The following is an 18,252-nucleotide window of genomic DNA, read 5'->3' as shown; positions in this document are numbered from 1 at the left end:
GGGGGTCAGACCCGAGCGACCCGCTGCTTTACTGCGTAAAAGAGCCGTTGATCTCAACTGAGATCAACGGCTCTTTCTATATCAATCATTACTTCTTACTTCCACTCTTTCACTTTATCAGTGTCTGTTACAAATAAGAAAATCTTACCTTTGTCCATTTCTTCTTCATAGCGTTCAGATTCATCTTTGGAAAAGCCGATTTCCTGCATTTTGGTGCGCAGTTCGTCGCCTTTTTTACTAAAGACATTTTTCAAGCTGCTGAGACCCATTTCCTTTTTGCCGATTGTGTTCGCATCAACGCTATCTGCCACGCGCTCTGTGCGGTCATCGTCATGGGAAAGCACGTAAATATCATCGTTAGCTACACCGATATTTTCTAGCTCTTCAATGTCGCTTTTTAATTTCTCATCATTCTGGTATTCGCGTACTACTGGTCTACTCACAATATTGCCTCCTTCAAAGACTGTTCTGCTTTTTTTGATCTCACATGTACTATACACGCTCAGAAAAAGTTCTAAACGGGAAATTTGCACATCAATGTGCTGCGTGATTGTAGCAATGTAAGGCATAATAAGTTCAAAAGGTAGTGAGATAGGGTATAGAAAGATTAGAACAATCCAAAACAGGAGGCGATCGAAATGAGTTCAGAACAATTAGGCGTAAAAGAAGGGAAGCTTGCTCCGTGTCCAGATAAACCAAATTGTGTGTCGAGTCAAAGTACGGATGAGAAGCATGGGATGAAGCCGATGCCATACAATGGGACGGCAGAGGAAGCAATTGCAAAATTAAAAACAATCCTAATCAATCGAAAGCGAACAGAAATTGTAGAAGAGGGGACAGACTACATAAGAGCGGAGGAGAAATCAAAGCTGTTTAAATTTGTCGATGATATTGAGTTTTACATTGATACAGCAAATGAGAGCATTCACTTTCGTTCTGCTTCACGGACTGGATATTCAGATATGGGAGTTAATAAGAAGCGAATGAATGAAATTAAAGAAGAATTTCAGAAAGCATAAAACAACAGGTGCCTATGCGGCACCTGTTGTTGATTTATCAGAAGTCATTCGCTTCCTCATTTTCTTCTTCTAGCGTATCTTCATTCTCATCTTCTCGGTCATCTTCTTCTCGTTCTGAAGAAAGGAACCAGCCTCCTAGTGCAATCGCAACAAGAACGCCCCAGAATGTGATTTTCCATGCGGGTTCTTTCGGGAAATCCTCAGCAAGAATGCCGAGGTTTGGATGAGCGAGCGTATAAATCGCAAGCTTTCCCCCTACCCATCCAACAATCACGAAAGCAGCGGTTTCTAAACCTGGCTTACGGTGCAAAAGCTTCACAAAGTAATTAGCAGCGAAACGCATAATGATTAGCCCGACAATTCCACCGGTTAGAATAACGAGAAATTGTCCACCATCCATACCTCCAATTTTCGGTAGCGTTGTATGAGGTAGCGTTAGAGCTAACGCTACAGCAGCTAGAATGGAGTCCACGGCAAATGCGATATCAGCAAGCTCCACTTTTAAAACCGTCGTCCAAAAACCAGGTCCCTCCTCGGACTTTTGATTTTCCTTGTTCTTCTCTTTTCGATCGCTGAGTAAAAATTTTTTCACGATGTGATTTAAACTGAGAAACAAAAGATAAATCGCTCCAATGGCTTGAACTTGCCAAATATCAACGAGAAAGGAAATGATGAAGAGAGAACCGAAGCGGAAAACAAATGCTCCTCCAAGGCCATAAAACAATGCTTTTTTACGTTTTTGTGGGTCAAGATGCTTCACCATTATGGCCATGACAAGGGCGTTATCTGCTGCCAGCACACCTTCAAGACCGATTAGAACAATGAGCACCCACCCGTATTCCAGTAAAAGACCAACATCCATGGTTATCTCTCCTTTACCTTCTCATTAGTATTCCCAGTTGGACAGTCCCATACTAGAAAATACATGCTTTAAAAGGTAGATCTATCCTATATACGATTTCACTCGGAAAATCCTTTGAAATCTTTTATCGTTTTGAAATGATGCCAAAATGGTATAAGGTAAAGAGTGGAGGTGGAAACATGCGTTTAGAAAATAAAAAAGTAATCAGTCTTGTTCATCATGAATTTGAAGATTTGGAGCTTACTTACCCGTACTATCGTTTAATTGAAGAAGGGGCAACGGTACATTACGTTGGTGAGAAAGCAGGAGAGAAGTATATTGGTAAATATGGTGTTCCCGTGGTTGCCGATTATGCTTATGAAGATATTAATCCTGCCGATTACGACGCGATCCTTGTTCCTGGTGGATGGGCGCCTGATAAGATTCGCCGTTTCCCTGAAGTGTTGAAAATGGTTCAGCATATGGAAGAAAATAAGAAGCCAATCGGCCAGATTTGTCATGCTGGTTGGGTATTAATTTCCGCAAAAGTACTAGAAGGAAAGAAAGTGACAAGTACGCCAGGCATTCGTGATGATATGGAAAATGCCGGTGCGACTTGGATTGATGAGCCCGTTGTTGTTGACGGACATCTTGTATCTGCGCGTCGCCCGCCAGATCTTCCACAGTACGGAAAAGCCTTTGCTGATATTTTAGCGAAATAATATAAAAAACTCACTCCTCATAAAATAGGAGTGAGCTTTTTATATTATTCTGTTACGCGATCCAGTTTTCCAGTTGCAGGGTCAATCACAAGCCCGTGAACAGGAAGATCCTTTGGAAGAAGCGGATGATTCTCAATCATTGATACGCTACCGCGCACGCCATCTTGAACCGTTGTAAATCCTTGTAGCCATGAGTGAAGGTCAATCCCTACGTGCTTCATAGAAGAAACAACTTCTTTTGTTACACTGTCTTCCATTTTGTGTAGCAACGCATCAGGATCTACTTTGCCCATTCCACAGTCATGATGCCCAATAACCCAAACTTCTTCCGCCTGAAGTTCATATACGGCTACAAGAATACTGCGCATAATACTGCCAAATGGGTGACTCACTACAGCACCGGCATTTTTAACGATTTTCACATCACCGTTTTTTAGATTCATCGCACGTGGAAGAAGCTCTACAAGACGCGTGTCCATGCAAGAGAGGATCACGATTTTTTTATCGGGAAGACCTGTTGTTTCATAAGGGACATACTCTTTATTAGCGACAAATTCCTCATTAAATTTTAATACTTCATGAAGGGTATCCATAATATTATCTCCTTGTCCTTTTAATTTTTTTCATTTGGCATGCAGTTTGGTACACTAGTGATAAAGATCCTTCACTTAAAGGAGTTTATCGATATGAAAGATATACCAATTGATCAGCTGGTTCAACAAATGAATGCACGAATGAAACAGCTCACATACAATGTGGAAGAAAATGATGCAGATGTCGATGGCATTCGAGAAGAGCTGATTGCCATTAAAACTTACTGTGACATGCTGCTACAAGCATCGGGAAGTCATAGGCCTAAGCCTGCCGCCAACGCTGGAGTTAAACCGCTTCAGCAGCAAGCTGCCGCACCAGTTCAACAGTCGCTTTCATCAAAGCCGATGAAGGACGATGATGCGAACGAGGACTCGATTTTTGATTTTTAAGCGAAGCCGCCAAAGAGCGGCTTTTTTGTTTGCCGTTTTTAAACGCCGAACGCATTCGGATAAATAACTTCTCCGCTAACATCTTTTAGCGCGTCTTTCTTAAGTTCTTTTACCATGAACGCATCTCCTGCATCAAATGGACCAGAAATGTTCTGTTCAGAAGCAGGGACAAAGCCGAATCGTGGATAATAGTCTTGGTGGCCAAGCACGAGTACGTGACGATATCCAAGCGAAGTAGCTCTCATCATGCCATCTTTGATCAACATGCTCCCAACTCCTTCTCCCTGTAATTCGGGAACGACTGCGACAGGAGCAAGGGCTAGGGACGTGAGCTTTTCTTTTTCTGTTGAAATGGTGATTTCACTAAAAAGGATGTAACCAACTGCATCCCGTCGATTATGTAGCGCGACAAGCGAAAGCTCAGGAACAAAGTGCGCAGACTCCCGAATCCTACTGACTAGCTTAATCTCATCTTCTCCACCAAATGCTTTTTGTAAAATGGTTGAGATGTCCTCATGATCTTGTAACTTTTCTTCACGAACTTCAATCATGTTTCCATCTCCTTTTCTCTATCTTATTTTTTCAAAAATGAAAATAAAAAGCAACAATATTGCCGTACATATCTTCTTACCACTATTTCCCGGGGAACCAATTCAAATTCAAACAAATTTACGCTAGCGAAAAAAAGCCCTCGAACGAATCGAGGGCTTTCATGTGCTTATTGGAAAAATGGATATTGACGGCGTTCTTGTTGAACGGAAATCCATTTAACAGTTGTGAATTTATCGAGTGCCCATTCACCACCGAAGCGGCCAAGGCCTGACTCTTTTTCACCACCGAATGCCATATGTGCTTCATCGTTCACCGGCTGGTCGTTAATGTGGACCATGCCCGTTTCGATTTGCTGAGCAACCTGAACACCGCGGTTTAAGTCGCGAGAGTGAACAGAGCCACTAAGGCCGTATGGAGAGCCATTTGCAATTTCGATCGCTTCGTCTACTGTGCTAAATTTAAGGATTGGCGCAACAGCACCGAAAATTTCATCTTTTGCGATCGGCATGTCATTCGTTACGTTTGTTAAAATAACCGGATGCATCACGTTACCTTCTACTTCGCCACCAAGAATCTTCTCAGCGCCCTGTTCAAGAGAAGCGTTTAGTGACTCTTGAATGCGTTCAACTGCGTCATTGTTGATGAGTGGGCCAACAGCTGTTTTCGCGTCAGAAGGGTCGCCTACTTGAAGAGAAGCTACTTTTTCTTTGAAGGCTTCAACAAATTTGTCGTGAATGCTTTCATGCACGATAATGCGGTTGATCGCCATACAAATTTGACCCTGGTGCAAGAATTTACCGAACGCCGCTGATTCAGCTGCCTGATCGATATCCGCATCATCAAGAACGATAAACACGTTGTTACCGCCGAGCTCTAGCGCCGTTTCTTTAATGTTCTTACCTGCAAGCTCACCGATATGTTGACCAACTTCAGTTGAACCTGTGAAGGAAATCAACTTCGGAATCGGGTGTGTGACGAACGCATCGCCGATTTCAGAACCTCGTCCAGCTACGACGTTTAGTACGCCTTTCGGAAGTCCTGCTTCTTCAAATAGTTCAGCAATTAAGAACCCAGCAGTTACTGGCGTTTCAGATGCTGGTTTTAGAACAACCGTGTTACCTGTTGCGATCGCTGGTGCAACAGAACGCATAGAAAGGTGAAGCGGGAAGTTCCACGGTCCGATGACACCGATGACGCCTTTTGCGCTTTTATATATGCGGTTTTCTTTACCTGGTGTATCAGAAGGTGCGATTTGTCCCTTCATACGGTATGGGAACGATGCAGACTCTTTTACAACGCGAGTAGCTGCTGCCCATTCAACATTTGCTTTGATTTTTGTACTGCCAGATTCTTTCACTAGCCAGTCAACGATTTCTTCTTTTCGTTCTGTCATGAGCGCCGCTACTTTATCAAGAATTTGCTGGCGCTTGCCTGGTGTTGTTTGTGCCCATGATTTTTGTGCTTCTTTTGCCGTTTTATAAGCTTTATCTAGATCTTCTTCAGATGCTGAATTTAATGTAAAAATTTCCTCGCCTGAAAATGGATTATAATTTGTTACAGTTTTGTCACTAGAACCCTTAACCCATTCACCGTTAATATATTGCTTTGTATATGTGTTAGCCATGAGTCATCCTCCTTTAGTGTACGTTAGAGAAGGTTCCCGAATGCTTAAAGGATTAAACATACTAGCGTATAAGAATGTTTTTCCAACATAAAAAAGGCGTGAAGGGACAAATTGATAGTAATCCCTAAAGAAAGGAGGGAGACAGAATGCCGGAACCAATCCCGTTTTTTTATCCAGCAGAGGCTGATGCTATAAAAAATGCACATGATGCTTATAACGTATATGTAAACGACGATTATGTGGGCGATAAAATTTTGTTCTCTCACTGTGAGAAAATTGAAGATCTAAGCGAATATTTGAATCAAAAAGGCTTCTATAATTTCCAAGCGGAGGTTGAAGGAGATCATTACCACCTGCAAATGAACGAGCAGGATCAGGGGGAGCTTGTGAAGGATGAGCTCCACAGCTACCTCCGACTGCACTAGCGATGGATTCGCTCCCAAATCCGAAGCTTTCGCTCAGTCTGTCTTGCCGCTTCCTGTGCTTCTTCCACCGTTACTTCTGTAAAACGGATCTTCCCACCAGGTGGCAGCTGAGCAATAAGTGGCAAATCAGGACCAATCACCGTTCCAATCCGTGTGTACCCACCTGTCGTCTGTCGATCCGCAAGCAAGATAATCGGCTGACCGTTCCCAGGCAGCTGGATGCCGCCAACCGGAACTCCATCAGAAATGACGTTCGCTTCATGATTTGTTTCCAAATCAGAATGAAGTCGATAACCCATTCGGTTGGATTGAGGTGAAACTTCATGAGTGGAAGAGAAAAATTGTTCCATAACTTGAGCTGAAATCTGTTCATGGTGTGGTCCTTTCACGACGCGCACTTCAATATCACGATCATAATCAGGAATCTCGGTGAAAAAAAGCCCGGTTCCTGCTTTTTGTTTCACAGGTTTACCAACGAGTTCATCTCCCTTTTGAAGGGGACGTCCGAGTCCAGCTGGCTCATAAACGGAGCGACTTCCCATATATTTTTCTGAATGGAATCCACCTGAAACGGTCAGGTAGGCACGAACCCCTTGTCGCGGCTGACCAAATTCTAGTACCTGTCCTTTTTTTATATGCACAGATTTCCAGAGCGGAATGCGTTTCCCGTTCACCATGGGAGACAAATCCCCTCCCGTTACAGCGACCACAAAAGACTCTTCTGCAATCAGCTCAGGTCCTTGCATCGTAACCTCAAGTCCTGCCGCATCGCGCTTATTCCCGACTAGAATATTGCCAACCTGAAGAGCAAAGCGATCGAGTGCTCCCGACGCTGGCACTCCGTACTTCAAAAATCCAATGCGTCCTAAATCCTGATACGTTGTATACAATCCTGGTTTTTCTACTGAAAATAACTTCACCGGTTTCCGATCCTTTCCATCACGATGTTTTCTTCACTAAATCGTTTCCGTAGCGCTTTAATAAACGCAAGTGCCGACGGTTCATCACCGTGAACACAAACGGTATCGGCTTCGATCGGAATGATCGAACCATCCACAGCCGTTACCGTTCCTTCTTTCACCATTTGAATCACTTGTTCAATCGCTGCTTGCTCGTCTCGGATCATCGAATTCTTTTCAACGCGAGGAGTAAGCGACCCGTCAGGCTGATACGTTCGATCCGCAAAAACTTCAGAAGCATAAGGAAGTGCAGCGTCCTGTGCAGCGCGAATCAATTCTGAATTCGCGAGCCCAAATAGAATGAGCTCTGAATCAAAATCCTTTACGGCTTGCGCGATAGCATTCGCAAGCTCAGGATCCTTTGAAGCCATATTGTAAAGCGCCCCATGCGGTTTCACGTGCTGAAGCGGCACTTGATGCGCCCTGCAGAACCCGTGCAGTGCCCCGATCTGGTAAAGAACAAGGGAGTAAGCATCCTCTGGCGTGATGTTCATGTTTCGGCGTCCAAACCCAACTAAGTCTGGAAATCCAGGGTGCGCGCCAATCCCAACGTGGTGCTCTTTCGCCCACTCCACTGTTTTATTCATAATATGCGGGTCGCCGGCATGATAGCCGCACGCCACATTCGCTGACGATACGAGCTCAAGAACCTGTTCATCCTGACCGACCACATAGGTGCCAAAGCTTTCTCCAAGATCGCTGTTTAAATCAATGCGAAACGTCATTCGAACCCCTCCCTGCGTTCAAGTTCGTAAGTGCCATCTTCAACCTCCCGCTGAATCCGCTTGTACTCTTCTTCATTAATCGATTTAAAACGTAAATAATCTCCCTGTTCAAAAAGAAATGGCTCGTCTTCTTCAGGATCGAACAATCGAAGCGGTGTGCGGCCAATTAAGTTCCATCCTCCTGGGGAGTCAAGCGGATAAATGCCCGTTTGACTCCCTGCGATGCCAACAGATCCGGCAGGAACAGACTTCCTTGGACTCTCAAGACGAGGCATGGCGATCTGTTCATCAAGCCCGCTTAAATAGGGGAAGCCTGGTAAAAAACCAATCATGTTAATAAGGTAGCTTGCACCTGTATGTAGGTTAATGACGTCGGTAAGACTTAGGCTGTTGGTGTTGGCGAGATTTTCGAGATCAGGTCCATAGTCGCCACCATAAAAGGTAGGAATGGTGATCACATTTTTTACTTGATGGCTCTTTGTGTCCATTCCAACCGCTATGTTTTGAAGCAATGCAGTGATCTTCTCATAAGAAGTATCCCATGGATCGTAGTAAACAGCGACAGAATCATAAGCAGGAACCCATTCTATAAGACCAGTACCTTTTTGTGAACGTAGCTTCCGACAAAACGCTTGAATTTGATCAGTAAGAGCAGGCGATATATCCTCCTGAAAACAGCATTTCACAGCCGCTTCACCGAGTGGATGAAAGGTGATCTCCATGACTAGTGCTCCTTTCGTTAATATCTTTTTATAAGTTAAGAATAGAACTTCGAAGGGATTCCATTTTTTATACCAGTTGATCGAATTTCTGTCCCTTTAAGTTTACCGAAATTTCAAAAAGACAACAAATTATCCATGGAAAAAAGCGCCATAAGCCTTATAATGAGGGTAGACACTGATCAGCAAAGGAGATCGCTATGAAATTACATACTGCACGCTTTGGAGAAATGGACGTCACGGATGATCGTCTGATCACATTTGAAAGTGGCATTCCCGGCCTTGAGCACTTTAGAACTTACTGTCTTTTACCCGCCGACGACAAAGATGAGTCTCCTTTTTACTTTTTACAATCAACTGAAGAAAGCGGTCTTTGCTTCTTTCTCGCAGATCCGTTTTCCTTTTATCCAAATTATGAAGTAAACCTTGATGACAGCACGCTCGCTCAGCTCAACCTCACCGATCCATCCCATGCGCTCGTACTCTCGATCCTTACCGTTCAAGGATCATTAAAAGACGCAACGATGAATCTAAAAGCTCCGCTCATCTTTAATACAGCGGAACACACAGGAAAGCAGCTCGTACTGAAGCAGGAGTATGGCATCAAAGAACCTCTTTTAAAGCAAGTAACGACAGAGGAGGGGGAGTAAATGCTCGTACTCGGACGTAAAAAGGGCGAATCGATTGTCATTAACGATGAGATTGAACTCAAGATTATTAGTATTGAAGGAGATACGGTGAAACTTGGGGTGGAAGCGCCAAAGAATATCGCCATCCACCGAAAAGAAGTGTATGAAGCGATTCAATCGGAGAATAAGTTAGCGGCGATGCAGGAGTTTAGCTTAGAGGATTTGAAGGAGTTTCAGAAGAGTAACAGTTCAAAGGGACCGAAGTCATAAGGCGGCGGTTCTTTTTTTATTTCCTAAGAATGATTCTCCATTTTAGGACTAAATGATTAGCAAAACGATGGCTATCGCTAGAATTTGACACCAATCCAAGTTTTTCTAATTATTTTTCAGAAAACTATTAAACATCTAAAAACCCCTGCCGATAATAGTGGTGTTAGGAAGTCCAAACGGATGTGGATTTTCTTGATAAAACCAATTACATGGAGGTAGATTTAGGGATGATTATTAATCACAATATTTCAGCATTGAATACGTATCGACAAATGGGTGTTAACCAGAATGAAGCTACAGGGTCTATGGAAAAATTGTCTTCAGGGCTTCGTATTAATAAAGCTGGTGACGATGCGGCAGGTCTTTCCATTTCAGAGAAAATGCGTGGGCAAATTCGTGGTTTAGATCAGGCTAGTCGTAATGCACAAGACGGAATTTCTTTAATTCAAACAACAGAAGGGGCCTTAAGCGAAACTCAAGATATTCTTCAGCGTATGCGCGAATTATCTGTGCAATCCGCTAATGATACAAACACTGCAGATGACAGAAAAAGCGTTCAGGACGAAATTGATCAATTGTCAAAAGAAATTGATCGAATTGCATCTACAACAGAATTTAACAAAAAAACATTGCTTGATGGGTCTATGGGTAAGGGCATAGATACAGCAGTTGCTAATATTAATACAAATACGGCATTGAATTCATCAGTTGATGGTACAACAGTACTTAGTAGTTTAACGGATTCAAATGGAAATAGTTTAGGAATAGCTGTTGGAGATACAATTGAAGTTTCTTATGTAGTTAATGGCGAAACGAAAACTAGTTCCTTAACAACTACTGACAATGGTGGTGCTACTACTCAAACTCTTCAAGCCGTTATGGATTTAGTATCAGACGGAACTGCCTCTTACAATGGTGCCTCAGGTCTAGATATTGATGCAGATATAGATGGTTTTTCTGGAGCGGTTAATGGTTTAACGATTACCGTTAAAGACTCGAATGGATTAAATAGAGGTGCCGCGACCAATGCACTTTCTAGCTTTTCAGAAACAACTTCAGCTGCAAATGTAAGAGCTGATGGACAAGCGACATTACAAATTGGGGCTAATACTGGGCAGAATATTCAATTGTCTGTTGGCGACATGAGTGCAACAGCATTGGGTGTAAGTGACCTTAAAGTAGGGAACCAAGGTCAAGCAAACGTAGCAATTAAGGTCATTGATAATGCACTCCAAAAAGTCTCTTCTGAGCGTTCTAACTTAGGTTCTCAACAAAATAGACTTGAACACACAATCAACAACCTAAACACATCTTCCGAAAACCTAACAGCTGCGGAATCTCGCATCCGTGACGTAGACATGGCAAAAGAAATGATGACAATGACGAAGGAAAACATCAAGGCTCAAGCAGCACAGGCAATGATGGCGCAAGCCAACCAGGCTCCACAACAAGTACTTCAACTTCTTCGTTAATTAACTAAACACACCGATAGACCTTAGATCTTCTTCTAAGGTCTTTTTCTATAAAAAGGAGTGACGCCACATGGATATCGCAGCCCTTTCAATCGTCTTAAACCAAGCCAAGGTACAACAGCAAGTACAAACATCCCTGACGAAAACCGCTATGAATCAGGCTGAAAATCAATCAAATGATCTTATTAAAATGCTGGAGCAATCGGTTCAGCCGCATCTTGGGAGTAACGTGAACATCAAAGGGTAGAACCTCGCCTCCTAAGATAGGGAGAGAACACGATGGAAGTATCCAAAATCCCACCTACTTCGGGGTTGATACTAAACGTAAAAAAACCGGAAATTCCAACTGAGCCCCAAAACACTGATAGTGAAGAAATTTTATTTACAAAAGAAGCTTTGGTTACTCGATTAAAAGAACTCAATGACTTTATAGAACCTGCAAAAACAAACCTCAAATTCCAGCTTCACGATAAATTAAATGAATACTACGTCCAAATCATCGACACGAACACGGACGAGGTGTTAAAAGAAATTCCTTCTAAAAAATTTCTTGATCGCTATGCAGCCACTGCTGAACTACTCGGTTTTCTAGTCGATCAAAAAATATAACTTCTCTGGAACTCTCAAGTTGAGAGTTCTTTATTTAGGTCTAATTACACCTTAAACTCTTAGGTTCCCCTGCCGATAGTATGAATAAGAGGAATGAACGGAGGAGATGTTCATGAGGATTTCCGGCTTAGCGACGGGAATGGATATCGATCAGATGGTGAAAGATCTGATGACGGCGGAGCGGGTTCCGCTCGATAAGCTATCTCAACAAAAACAAACGTACGAGTGGCAAAAGGATTCGTACCGTGAGCTAAATACAATGATGTCTGATATGCGAACTGCAGCTTCATCGATGCGTTTGCAGTCTGGCTACAATGCGTATAAATCGACTTCATCTAGTTCAGCTGTAAAAGCAACGGCAACATCGGCCTCGCTAGCAGGTTCCTATGACGTAACGGTGAATGAGCTAGCGCAAAGTGCGAAGCTAACTTCTGGACAGGCGATTACGAATGAAGCAGGCACATCAGCAAAAGGAACAGATAAAGTATTGAAATCAACTGAGACAGCATCGTTTCAGATAACGAACAGCAAAGGTCAAACGGCATCGATCAACATTACCGCTTCTGATACGTTCAAAAGTCTTGCTGAAAAAATTGCTGGGGCTGTAGATGATGGCACAGGTGAATCGCTCGGTATGAGAGCGAGCTTCGATAATACAACGTCGCGCTTTTTCATTTCTTCTAAAGCAATGGGTGGAGATGAATCGTTTACGCTAAGCGGGTTTAGCGATACCACTATAGAAAATCGTATCCTCGGTGGTGTAGCGAATACAGCTCAGGGAAAGTACGGTTCTGTTACGTTTGATGGAATTACTGTCGATAACCTGAAGACAAATGCGACAACGATTAATAACCTGAAGCTCGATCTCGTTCAGAAAGGAACAGCAACTGTATCCGTTCAAAGTGACACGCAGGCGCCATTCGATATGATTAAATCGTTCGTTGAGAAATACAACGAGTTCGTTGATAAAACGCAGACCCTATTAACGGAAAAGAAGTATCGAGATTTTCCACCACTAACGGATGCGCAGCGAGAAGATTTAACGGATAAAGAAATTGAGCTTTGGGAAGAAAAAGCGAAAAGCGGGTTACTTCAAAGCGATTCGACCGTTCGAGGCATTGTAAGTGATTTGCGTAATGCCTGGATGTCTCCTGTAAGCGGTGTTCCTTCCGGTGAGCTAAATATGCTTTCGCAAATCGGAATTAACACCGGCGCTTATCAAGATGGCGGGAAGCTATTTATTGATGAGGCGAAGCTAAAGAGCGCACTTGAACAGAAGCCTGAAGAAGTAATGAATTTGTTTACGAGTGGGACTGATGGCATTGGTGACCGGCTTTACGATAGCGTCAACAAAGGCATCGATCAGCTTGGGAAGAAGGCTGGAACGCCGGGAACACTCATTGATAGTAGTTTTCTAACAACGAGATTAAAAAACTTAGATGAGCAAATGAATACATGGGAAGATAAGCTTGCGACAATTGAAAGTCGTTACTGGAAACAGTTTACGGCAATGGAAACGGCAATGGATAAAATGAATCAACAAAGTATGTGGGTACAACAAAACTTATTTGGTGGGATGTAGAAGATGAGAAGAATTGATGCACTAAATCAGATGCACGTTGTGACAAATCAAATTGCAAAATCGCTTGAAGAATTGAATCCTTCGATGGATGATAATGAACTAAATCAACTTGAGGGGATTAATCATATGATTAACCGTCGAGAAGAGACGATTAAATTGCTTGATTTAGCTATGAAAAATGAAGGAGATCAGTGGTCAGAGGATGAGAAGCATTTACTTGAGCAACTAAGTGGTCTTGAAGAAACCATTCAACCAAAGCTTTCTGAGCTCTATGCTGCTTTTTCAGATCAGATGAGACGATTTCAGCAGAGCAAATCAGCTACGAGTAAGTATAAGAGCGGACAGGCTTATAGCGACGGCGCATTTTTCGATCAGCGTAAATAGGAGGAACGGATATGGCAATGAAAAATCCTTATCAAACGTACCAGCAGAATGCAGTGACAACGTCATCTCCACAGGAATTAACATTAATGCTGTACAACGGATGCATTAAGTTTATTCGTCTTGCGGCGATGGCGATGGAAAAGAAGAACATCGAAGCGAAGAATACGAACATCATTAAAGCGCAAAACATTCTTCAGGAGCTTCGAAGTTCGTTGAATATGGAAATTGAACTATCATTGTCGCTCGATCCACTCTATGAGTATATGATTTCGGAGCTCGTTTCAGCTAATATAGCAAATGATCTAGATAAGTTAAAAGAAATAGAGGGGTTAGCTGAAGATTTCCGCAACACGTGGAAAGAAGCAATGGAACAAATGAAATAACGAGAAACAAAGAGGGTGAATGCAATGGAAAAAACATCTCTGTTTGGAGTACTGCTTGGCTTTTTCGTTCTGATAGGAGGACTTATTCTAAAAGGTGCGAATCCAGCAGCTCTATTAAACCCCGCTGCCCTCGTCATCATTTTTGTTGGGACAGCAGCGGCCTTATTAATCGCTTTTCCATTCTATGAAATTAAGAAGTTTCCAACGCTATTAAAAATTATTTTCTCAAATCAAAAGCTTGTAACCGAAAAAGAGCTGATTCCAATGTTTCGTGAATGGGCAACGGTTGCTCGACGTGAAGGACTGCTTTCACTTGAAAATAGTCTTGAGAAAATCGAGGATCCTTTTTTGAAACGTGGCTTTCAAATGGTGATCGACGGGCATTCTCATGAAGCGATTGAGGAAATTCTAGTAGAAGACATTGAAGCGATGAAAGACCGCCACAAAATGGGAGCGGGTATTTTTACACAAGCGGGTACATACGCTCCTACGCTCGGAGTACTCGGGGCTGTTGTTGGGCTTGTTGCTGCGCTTAGTCATCTTGGAGATATGGAGCTTCTTGGTAAGTCGATTGCGGCAGCTTTTATTGCAACGTTGTTTGGGATTTTCACAGGGTATGTGCTCTGGCATCCGTTTGCGAATAAGTTGAAGCGTAAATCAAGCGCAGAAGCGCACATTAAGATGATTATGTTAGAAGGATTGCTAGCTGTGCAATCTGGCGCATCCCCTACAATGGTTGAGGATAAACTACTTGTCTATTTACCAAGTAAAGATCGTAACCTGGAAGAACCGAAGAAAGGGAATGAGGCCGGAGTGGGAGAAGGGGTAGGCGCTGATGCGTAAGAAACGGCATGAGGAGCATGAAGAACATGTTGACGAAAGCTGGCTCATTCCTTACGCAGATATGCTCACTCTTCTTCTAGCGCTCTTTATCGTTCTTTTTGCGGCAAGTACGGTTGATGTGAAGAAATATGAAGCGATTACTCAATCTTTTGAAGAAGTGTTGAATGGCGGAACTGGAATCATGGAAAGCGAGCCTTCTACAATGCAGCCACAGGATGGATCGTTCGTCGGGTTAACAGAAGACGAAGACCCGGATGAGAATGACGAGAAGGAAGAAGAGCGGGAGGAAGAAAAGCGGGAGGAAGAAAAGCTAGAGCAGGATCTGAATAAGCTTGAAGCGCTTAAAGGGCGAATTGATGAGTATATCGCAGATCAAGAACTCGACTCGTTCCTTCAAACGAAATTAACCGAAGAGGGCCTATTGATTACGATTAAAGAAGCTGCATTATTTAAAAGTGGGAAAGCTGATTTAACCGGAAATGCGAAGGAGCTTGCGAAGGAAATCTCTTCTCTTCTTGTGACAGACCCACCTCGTCGTATTACTGTTACAGGTCATACGGATGATCGGCCCATTAAAACGTCTCAATATGAATCAAACTGGCATTTGAGCTCTGAACGAGCGCTGAATTTTATGACAGAGCTATTAGAAAATAATAAGTTAAACCCAAAGCTATTTAGTTTTACAGGTTATGGAGAGTATCGGCCGGTGACGACCAATCAAACACAAGAAGGAAGAGCGAAGAACCGTCGCGTTGAGGTTTTGATTCTTCCATATAATGTTCAGAATTAACATAATGGGGTGGATAAGGTGAAACGAGTCGTAATTATCCTCCTAGCGGCACTAGGAATCGTTGGTGCAGGAGCGATAGCAGCCGTGCTTTTTCTTGATATCAATTTAAAAGAAGTGATTGCACAGCAGGAGAAGGAACCAACTGCGGAAGAACTGGCAGAAAGAAGTTACAGTATGGAACCATTAACAACAAATTTATCTTCAGAAAACTATGCGGTTGTTCAATTAAATTTACTTGCGGATAACGAAAAAAGTTACAAGGAGTTAGAAGTACGTAACCCTGAATTAAAAGCTATCGTTATTTCGATACTGGCTGGTTTATCGAAAGAAGATCTCAAGGGTTCAGAGGGTCTGAAGCAGTTTACCTTAGCAGTTCAAGCAGAGATTAATACTGTTCTACAAGATGGAAAAGTAGAGCGTGTTCTTGTAACGGACTTTAAAATTCAGTAAGCGGTTAACTTTTTAAGAAATTTTCCGATAATAACGGTATAATCCTCAAATTAGGGTACGAATAATAGAATAGGAGTAGTATTATAAATTGTCGGAAAGAGGTGACCGGATATGAATGTAAATAAACCGTCAGCACCACCTATTGTAAACCCTTACCAGAAGCATAATCCTGTTACGAAAGTGGAGCAGGTCAAAAAGGCTCCTCGAGAAGATGAGCTTCAAATCTCAAACAAAGCGAGAGAACTATACGACATGAAAACGGAACAAGAGCGTGAAGCCAAAGTAACCGCAATAAAGAAGCAGATAGAAGACGGTACGTATCGTGTCGACAGTCAGAAAACAGCGGAAAAGCTGTTTGATCAGTGGTTCTAACAGGAGGCGGCACGATGGGGCAAAAATTAATTACGGTTTTGAGCGAAATGATTCAATTGCATGAGACATTAATACCGCTATCTGAACGGAAGCATGAAGCGATTATTGAACGGGACATGGAGAGCTTAACAGATATTATGAAGAGTGAAAAAGATCTTCTTCTCCAGTTGAATTTATTAGAAGAACAACGCCAGCAGCTAACCTCTGAACTTGCAGGAGATCAGAAGCAAACGCTCAAAGAAGTATTGGGTAAGCTTAGCCCAGCTGTCAAACGAATGGTCGAAAGTAGAGCAAACGAGTTAAAGCAGCAAGCGGAGAAGCTAAAAGGATTAAATGAACAGAATGAGGAGCTTTTGAAAGACGCAATGGCTTTTATTCACCATATGATCGGTCATTTGACGACTCCGAGAGAACAATCGATCACTTACGGCAGGCCCAATCAAAAGAAGACAGCAGCACCAAGAGGTTACTTTGATACAAAGGCCTGACAGATCAGGTGAGGAAAGGGACGTGAAAGCATGACATCAACATTTCATGGTTTAGAAATTGGGAAAAGAAGTTTATATACGCAGCAGGCTGCTTTAACAACGGCAGGTCATAACATATCGAATGCAAATACACCTGGGTATTCAAGACAGCGTGTTGATATGCAGTCAACTTCTGCCCTCCCTTATTCCTATCAAACAGGAAGTGTTTCCTCTCAGCTTGGTACTGGTGTAAGTGTTCAATCGATTGAAAGAATTCGTTCCGAGTACCTCGATGGTCAATACCGCGAGCGGAACGCCATGCTAGGTTCTGAATTTATGAAGCTAGATACGCTGCAGCAGATCGAGGCGTTATCGGGTGAGCCAGGAGAAAATGGACTAAGCGCTTCATTGGATCGATTTTGGTCAGGGTGGAAAGATCTCGCTTCGAATCCAGATAGTAACGCAGCCAGATCCGTTGTTGTGAGTCGAGCTGAAGAGCTTCTTGATCAAGCAAAATCATTTCAATCAGGACTAACAAACGTAGCAGATAGTTTAAGTAAACAACAAGCTGCTGTAAAAGACCAAATCAGCTCAATTAATTCTCAGATTGATAGTTTAAATAAAGAGATCGTGAAGAACGGAAACGCGAACGACTTAATGGACCATCGCGATCAGCTTATTGATGAATTATCCGGCCTTATCAACGTTAATGTTCAAAAACAACCGAATGGAGAAGTGTCGGTTACGTTTGATCAAACTAATCCTAGAGGCGGGAAATTGAAGGGAATTCAAGATTCCCTTACGACAACAAATCAGCTTAAAAATGACCTGAACGGAATGTTTGAGCAGCTTGTTAAAGGACAGGATACGGTCGATGCAAGTGGGAAAACCGTTCATACTTCAGGAATGAATGAATTGTTATCTTCAGGGTTTTCGTTGGTTAGAAATGCAGATGGAACAATGCAACAAGGTAAGCCCCTCTTTGACACGAATGGGACTGGAAACACGTTTCTTGAACAAACGACCATCACGAAAGACGTGAAAGCGAATCCTGCTACGCTTGGCGCCTCTTCAAGAAATGATGCTCCGAGCAATGGTGACATTGCAATGGCGATCAGCAATTTGAAAGATCAGAGCTTTACGTTTGATATCTCTGGATCTAACGATAAGGTACATACGAATGTCAACGATTTTTATAGCACGCTTGTTTCACGTCTTGGCTCAAATGCGCAGTCTTCTGAGCGTACGGTGAATAATCATGAGTCCGTTCTTCAGTCCATCAATAACAACCGAATGTCAATCAGCGGTGTTTCACTTGATGAAGAAATGGCCAACCTCGTTCAGTTCCAACATGCTTATAACGCTGCAGCACGATATGTTAGTACGACTGATGAACTTCTAGATGTGATTATTAACCGGATGGGCGTCTAGC

General features: G+C 42.8%; 26 protein-coding genes. 18 read left to right on the top strand and 8 right to left on the bottom strand.

Going from position 1 to position 18,252, the window contains the following annotated elements; translation table 11 throughout:
• Positions 1-95: 95 nt before the first annotated feature.
• Positions 96-443, bottom strand: coding sequence for a YflT domain-containing protein (locus AC0VYH_RS21445; protein ID WP_194218273.1), 348 nt, complete (start codon positions 441-443; stop codon positions 96-98).
• A 195-nt stretch (positions 444-638) separates the two neighbouring features.
• On the opposite strand from AC0VYH_RS21445, the gene AC0VYH_RS21440 reads away from it, so the two are divergent.
• On the top strand, positions 639-1,019 hold the full coding sequence (locus AC0VYH_RS21440) for a DUF1499 domain-containing protein (RefSeq protein WP_475373115.1): 381 nt from the start codon (positions 639-641) through the stop codon (positions 1,017-1,019).
• Positions 1,020-1,056: 37 nt separating this feature from the next.
• On the opposite strand, the gene AC0VYH_RS21435 is transcribed toward AC0VYH_RS21440, so the two are convergent.
• Positions 1,057-1,881 carry a TerC family protein gene (locus AC0VYH_RS21435; protein ID WP_475373114.1) on the bottom strand — a complete coding sequence of 275 codons (825 nt, stop codon included), beginning with the start codon at positions 1,879-1,881 and terminating at the stop codon, positions 1,057-1,059.
• A 179-nt stretch (positions 1,882-2,060) separates the two neighbouring features.
• On the opposite strand from AC0VYH_RS21435, the gene AC0VYH_RS21430 reads away from it, so the two are divergent.
• Positions 2,061-2,582, top strand: coding sequence for a type 1 glutamine amidotransferase domain-containing protein (locus AC0VYH_RS21430; RefSeq protein WP_194218276.1), 522 nt, complete (start codon positions 2,061-2,063; stop codon positions 2,580-2,582).
• Positions 2,583-2,626: 44 nt separating this feature from the next.
• On the opposite strand, the gene AC0VYH_RS21425 is transcribed toward AC0VYH_RS21430, so the two are convergent.
• Positions 2,627-3,175 carry a beta-class carbonic anhydrase gene (locus AC0VYH_RS21425; protein WP_194218277.1) on the bottom strand — a complete coding sequence of 183 codons (549 nt, stop codon included), beginning with the start codon at positions 3,173-3,175 and terminating at the stop codon, positions 2,627-2,629.
• Between the two features lie 93 nt (positions 3,176-3,268).
• Here AC0VYH_RS21425 and AC0VYH_RS21420 point away from each other — a divergent pair, with 93 nt between their 5' ends.
• Positions 3,269-3,565: a DUF5327 family protein gene (locus tag AC0VYH_RS21420; RefSeq protein ID WP_475366200.1), complete on the top strand. Its 297-nt coding sequence runs from the start codon at positions 3,269-3,271 to the stop codon at positions 3,563-3,565.
• 38 nt (positions 3,566-3,603) lie between these two features.
• Here the strand turns inward: AC0VYH_RS21420 and AC0VYH_RS21415 are convergent, their stop codons facing one another.
• On the bottom strand, positions 3,604-4,116 hold the full coding sequence (locus AC0VYH_RS21415) for a GNAT family N-acetyltransferase (RefSeq protein WP_475373113.1): 513 nt from the start codon (positions 4,114-4,116) through the stop codon (positions 3,604-3,606).
• A 167-nt stretch (positions 4,117-4,283) separates the two neighbouring features.
• Positions 4,284-5,741 carry an aldehyde dehydrogenase family protein gene (locus AC0VYH_RS21410; RefSeq protein ID WP_475373112.1) on the bottom strand — a complete coding sequence of 486 codons (1,458 nt, stop codon included), beginning with the start codon at positions 5,739-5,741 and terminating at the stop codon, positions 4,284-4,286.
• A 146-nt stretch (positions 5,742-5,887) separates the two neighbouring features.
• Between AC0VYH_RS21410 and AC0VYH_RS21405 the strand changes: the two genes are divergently transcribed.
• Entirely contained in the window at positions 5,888-6,166 is a 279-nt protein-coding gene (locus AC0VYH_RS21405) for a hypothetical protein (RefSeq protein WP_194218284.1), read from the top strand.
• Here AC0VYH_RS21405 and AC0VYH_RS21400 read toward each other — a convergent pair.
• From AC0VYH_RS21400 to pxpB, 3 genes are read right to left on the bottom strand one after another with little or no spacing between them, the layout of a single operon-like run.
• A complete protein-coding gene (locus AC0VYH_RS21400; protein WP_475373111.1) occupies positions 6,163-7,086 on the bottom strand; it encodes a 5-oxoprolinase subunit C family protein in 924 nt (307 codons plus the stop codon). The genes AC0VYH_RS21405 and AC0VYH_RS21400 overlap by 4 nt on opposite strands.
• Positions 7,083-7,850, bottom strand: a complete 768-nt coding sequence (locus AC0VYH_RS21395) for a LamB/YcsF family protein (RefSeq protein ID WP_430245586.1) — start codon at positions 7,848-7,850, stop codon at positions 7,083-7,085. Before AC0VYH_RS21395 ends, AC0VYH_RS21400 begins: the two co-directional genes overlap by 4 nt.
• Positions 7,847-8,572 (bottom strand): 5-oxoprolinase subunit PxpB, encoded by a 726-nt coding sequence (gene pxpB / locus AC0VYH_RS21390; RefSeq protein WP_475373110.1) that lies wholly within the window; start codon positions 8,570-8,572, stop codon positions 7,847-7,849. Before pxpB ends, AC0VYH_RS21395 begins: the two co-directional genes overlap by 4 nt.
• A 197-nt stretch (positions 8,573-8,769) precedes the next feature.
• On the opposite strand from pxpB, the gene fliW reads away from it, so the two are divergent.
• The 14 genes from fliW to flgK all read left to right on the top strand — a co-directional run bounded on the left by fliW (position 8,770) and on the right by flgK (position 18,251).
• The gene (gene fliW / locus AC0VYH_RS21385; protein WP_226615821.1) at positions 8,770-9,219 is read left to right on the top strand and encodes a flagellar assembly protein FliW; all 450 of its coding nucleotides are present in this window, start codon (positions 8,770-8,772) and stop codon (positions 9,217-9,219) included.
• Positions 9,220-9,468, top strand: a complete 249-nt coding sequence (gene csrA, locus AC0VYH_RS21380) for a carbon storage regulator CsrA (protein ID WP_194218289.1) — start codon at positions 9,220-9,222, stop codon at positions 9,466-9,468.
• Between the two features lie 227 nt (positions 9,469-9,695).
• Complete coding sequence (locus AC0VYH_RS21375) at positions 9,696-10,940, top strand: flagellin N-terminal helical domain-containing protein (protein ID WP_475373812.1); 1,245 nt, start codon at positions 9,696-9,698, stop codon at positions 10,938-10,940.
• 70 nt (positions 10,941-11,010) lie between these two features.
• Entirely contained in the window at positions 11,011-11,187 is a 177-nt protein-coding gene (locus AC0VYH_RS21370; protein WP_475373109.1) for a YjfB family protein, read from the top strand.
• Between the two features lie 32 nt (positions 11,188-11,219).
• Positions 11,220-11,549, top strand: a complete 330-nt coding sequence (gene flaG, locus AC0VYH_RS21365; RefSeq protein WP_371017867.1) for a flagellar protein FlaG — start codon at positions 11,220-11,222, stop codon at positions 11,547-11,549.
• Between the two features lie 112 nt (positions 11,550-11,661).
• Positions 11,662-13,131 carry a flagellar filament capping protein FliD gene (fliD, locus tag AC0VYH_RS21360; protein ID WP_475373108.1) on the top strand — a complete coding sequence of 490 codons (1,470 nt, stop codon included), beginning with the start codon at positions 11,662-11,664 and terminating at the stop codon, positions 13,129-13,131.
• A 3-nt stretch (positions 13,132-13,134) separates the two neighbouring features.
• Positions 13,135-13,515 (top strand): hypothetical protein, encoded by a 381-nt coding sequence (locus AC0VYH_RS21355; protein WP_303532584.1) that lies wholly within the window; start codon positions 13,135-13,137, stop codon positions 13,513-13,515.
• Positions 13,516-13,526: 11 nt separating this feature from the next.
• Positions 13,527-13,898: a flagellar export chaperone FliS gene (gene fliS, locus AC0VYH_RS21350; RefSeq protein WP_475373107.1), complete on the top strand. Its 372-nt coding sequence runs from the start codon at positions 13,527-13,529 to the stop codon at positions 13,896-13,898.
• A 24-nt stretch (positions 13,899-13,922) separates the two neighbouring features.
• Positions 13,923-14,741 carry a flagellar motor stator protein MotA gene (gene motA, locus AC0VYH_RS21345; RefSeq protein ID WP_226615816.1) on the top strand — a complete coding sequence of 273 codons (819 nt, stop codon included), beginning with the start codon at positions 13,923-13,925 and terminating at the stop codon, positions 14,739-14,741.
• A complete protein-coding gene (gene motB / locus AC0VYH_RS21340) occupies positions 14,731-15,531 on the top strand; it encodes a flagellar motor protein MotB (RefSeq protein ID WP_475373811.1) in 801 nt (266 codons plus the stop codon). The genes motA and motB overlap by 11 nt, the downstream gene beginning before the upstream one ends.
• Before the next feature lie 18 nt (positions 15,532-15,549).
• Positions 15,550-15,981 carry a flagellar basal body-associated FliL family protein gene (locus AC0VYH_RS21335; RefSeq protein WP_226615815.1) on the top strand — a complete coding sequence of 144 codons (432 nt, stop codon included), beginning with the start codon at positions 15,550-15,552 and terminating at the stop codon, positions 15,979-15,981.
• Positions 15,982-16,092: 111 nt separating this feature from the next.
• Positions 16,093-16,353, top strand: a complete 261-nt coding sequence (gene flgM / locus AC0VYH_RS21330) for a flagellar biosynthesis anti-sigma factor FlgM (protein ID WP_226615814.1) — start codon at positions 16,093-16,095, stop codon at positions 16,351-16,353.
• A gap of 14 nt (positions 16,354-16,367) precedes the next feature.
• Positions 16,368-16,841 carry a flagellar protein FlgN gene (locus AC0VYH_RS21325; RefSeq protein WP_475373106.1) on the top strand — a complete coding sequence of 158 codons (474 nt, stop codon included), beginning with the start codon at positions 16,368-16,370 and terminating at the stop codon, positions 16,839-16,841.
• Between the two features lie 30 nt (positions 16,842-16,871).
• Positions 16,872-18,251 (top strand): flagellar hook-associated protein FlgK, encoded by a 1,380-nt coding sequence (gene flgK, locus AC0VYH_RS21320; protein WP_475373105.1) that lies wholly within the window; start codon positions 16,872-16,874, stop codon positions 18,249-18,251.
• Position 18,252 lies beyond the last annotated feature (1 nt).

Source organism: Anaerobacillus sp. QJM3NY_32, assembly GCF_056173645.1.
This window is presented reverse-complemented; position numbering and strand designations above follow the sequence as displayed.

Excerpts from the sequence above, each read along its gene's own strand:
- AC0VYH_RS21420 (WP_475366200.1), top strand. The coding sequence starts at position 3,269 with ATGAAAGATATACCAATTGATCAGCTGGTTCAACAAATGAATGCACGA.
- AC0VYH_RS21370 (WP_475373109.1), top strand. The coding sequence starts at position 11,011 with ATGGATATCGCAGCCCTTTCAATCGTCTTAAACCAAGCCAAGGTACAA.
- fliS (WP_475373107.1), top strand. The coding sequence starts at position 13,527 with ATGGCAATGAAAAATCCTTATCAAACGTACCAGCAGAATGCAGTGACA.
- AC0VYH_RS21435 (WP_475373114.1), bottom strand. The coding sequence starts at position 1,881 with ATGGATGTTGGTCTTTTACTGGAATACGGGTGGGTGCTCATTGTTCTA.
- AC0VYH_RS21440 (WP_475373115.1), top strand. The coding sequence starts at position 639 with ATGAGTTCAGAACAATTAGGCGTAAAAGAAGGGAAGCTTGCTCCGTGT.
- AC0VYH_RS21410 (WP_475373112.1), bottom strand. The coding sequence starts at position 5,741 with ATGGCTAACACATATACAAAGCAATATATTAACGGTGAATGGGTTAAG.
- AC0VYH_RS21405 (WP_194218284.1), top strand. The coding sequence starts at position 5,888 with ATGCCGGAACCAATCCCGTTTTTTTATCCAGCAGAGGCTGATGCTATA.
- flgM (WP_226615814.1), top strand. The coding sequence starts at position 16,093 with ATGAATGTAAATAAACCGTCAGCACCACCTATTGTAAACCCTTACCAG.
- flgK (WP_475373105.1), top strand. The coding sequence starts at position 16,872 with ATGACATCAACATTTCATGGTTTAGAAATTGGGAAAAGAAGTTTATAT.
- fliW (WP_226615821.1), top strand. The coding sequence starts at position 8,770 with ATGAAATTACATACTGCACGCTTTGGAGAAATGGACGTCACGGATGAT.
- fliD (WP_475373108.1), top strand. The coding sequence starts at position 11,662 with ATGAGGATTTCCGGCTTAGCGACGGGAATGGATATCGATCAGATGGTG.
- csrA (WP_194218289.1), top strand. The coding sequence starts at position 9,220 with ATGCTCGTACTCGGACGTAAAAAGGGCGAATCGATTGTCATTAACGAT.
- AC0VYH_RS21395 (WP_430245586.1), bottom strand. The coding sequence starts at position 7,850 with ATGACGTTTCGCATTGATTTAAACAGCGATCTTGGAGAAAGCTTTGGC.
- flaG (WP_371017867.1), top strand. The coding sequence starts at position 11,220 with ATGGAAGTATCCAAAATCCCACCTACTTCGGGGTTGATACTAAACGTA.
- AC0VYH_RS21375 (WP_475373812.1), top strand. The coding sequence starts at position 9,696 with ATGATTATTAATCACAATATTTCAGCATTGAATACGTATCGACAAATG.
- AC0VYH_RS21430 (WP_194218276.1), top strand. The coding sequence starts at position 2,061 with ATGCGTTTAGAAAATAAAAAAGTAATCAGTCTTGTTCATCATGAATTT.
- AC0VYH_RS21425 (WP_194218277.1), bottom strand. The coding sequence starts at position 3,175 with ATGGATACCCTTCATGAAGTATTAAAATTTAATGAGGAATTTGTCGCT.
- AC0VYH_RS21325 (WP_475373106.1), top strand. The coding sequence starts at position 16,368 with ATGGGGCAAAAATTAATTACGGTTTTGAGCGAAATGATTCAATTGCAT.
- pxpB (WP_475373110.1), bottom strand. The coding sequence starts at position 8,572 with ATGGAGATCACCTTTCATCCACTCGGTGAAGCGGCTGTGAAATGCTGT.
- motA (WP_226615816.1), top strand. The coding sequence starts at position 13,923 with ATGGAAAAAACATCTCTGTTTGGAGTACTGCTTGGCTTTTTCGTTCTG.
- AC0VYH_RS21355 (WP_303532584.1), top strand. The coding sequence starts at position 13,135 with ATGAGAAGAATTGATGCACTAAATCAGATGCACGTTGTGACAAATCAA.
- AC0VYH_RS21415 (WP_475373113.1), bottom strand. The coding sequence starts at position 4,116 with ATGATTGAAGTTCGTGAAGAAAAGTTACAAGATCATGAGGACATCTCA.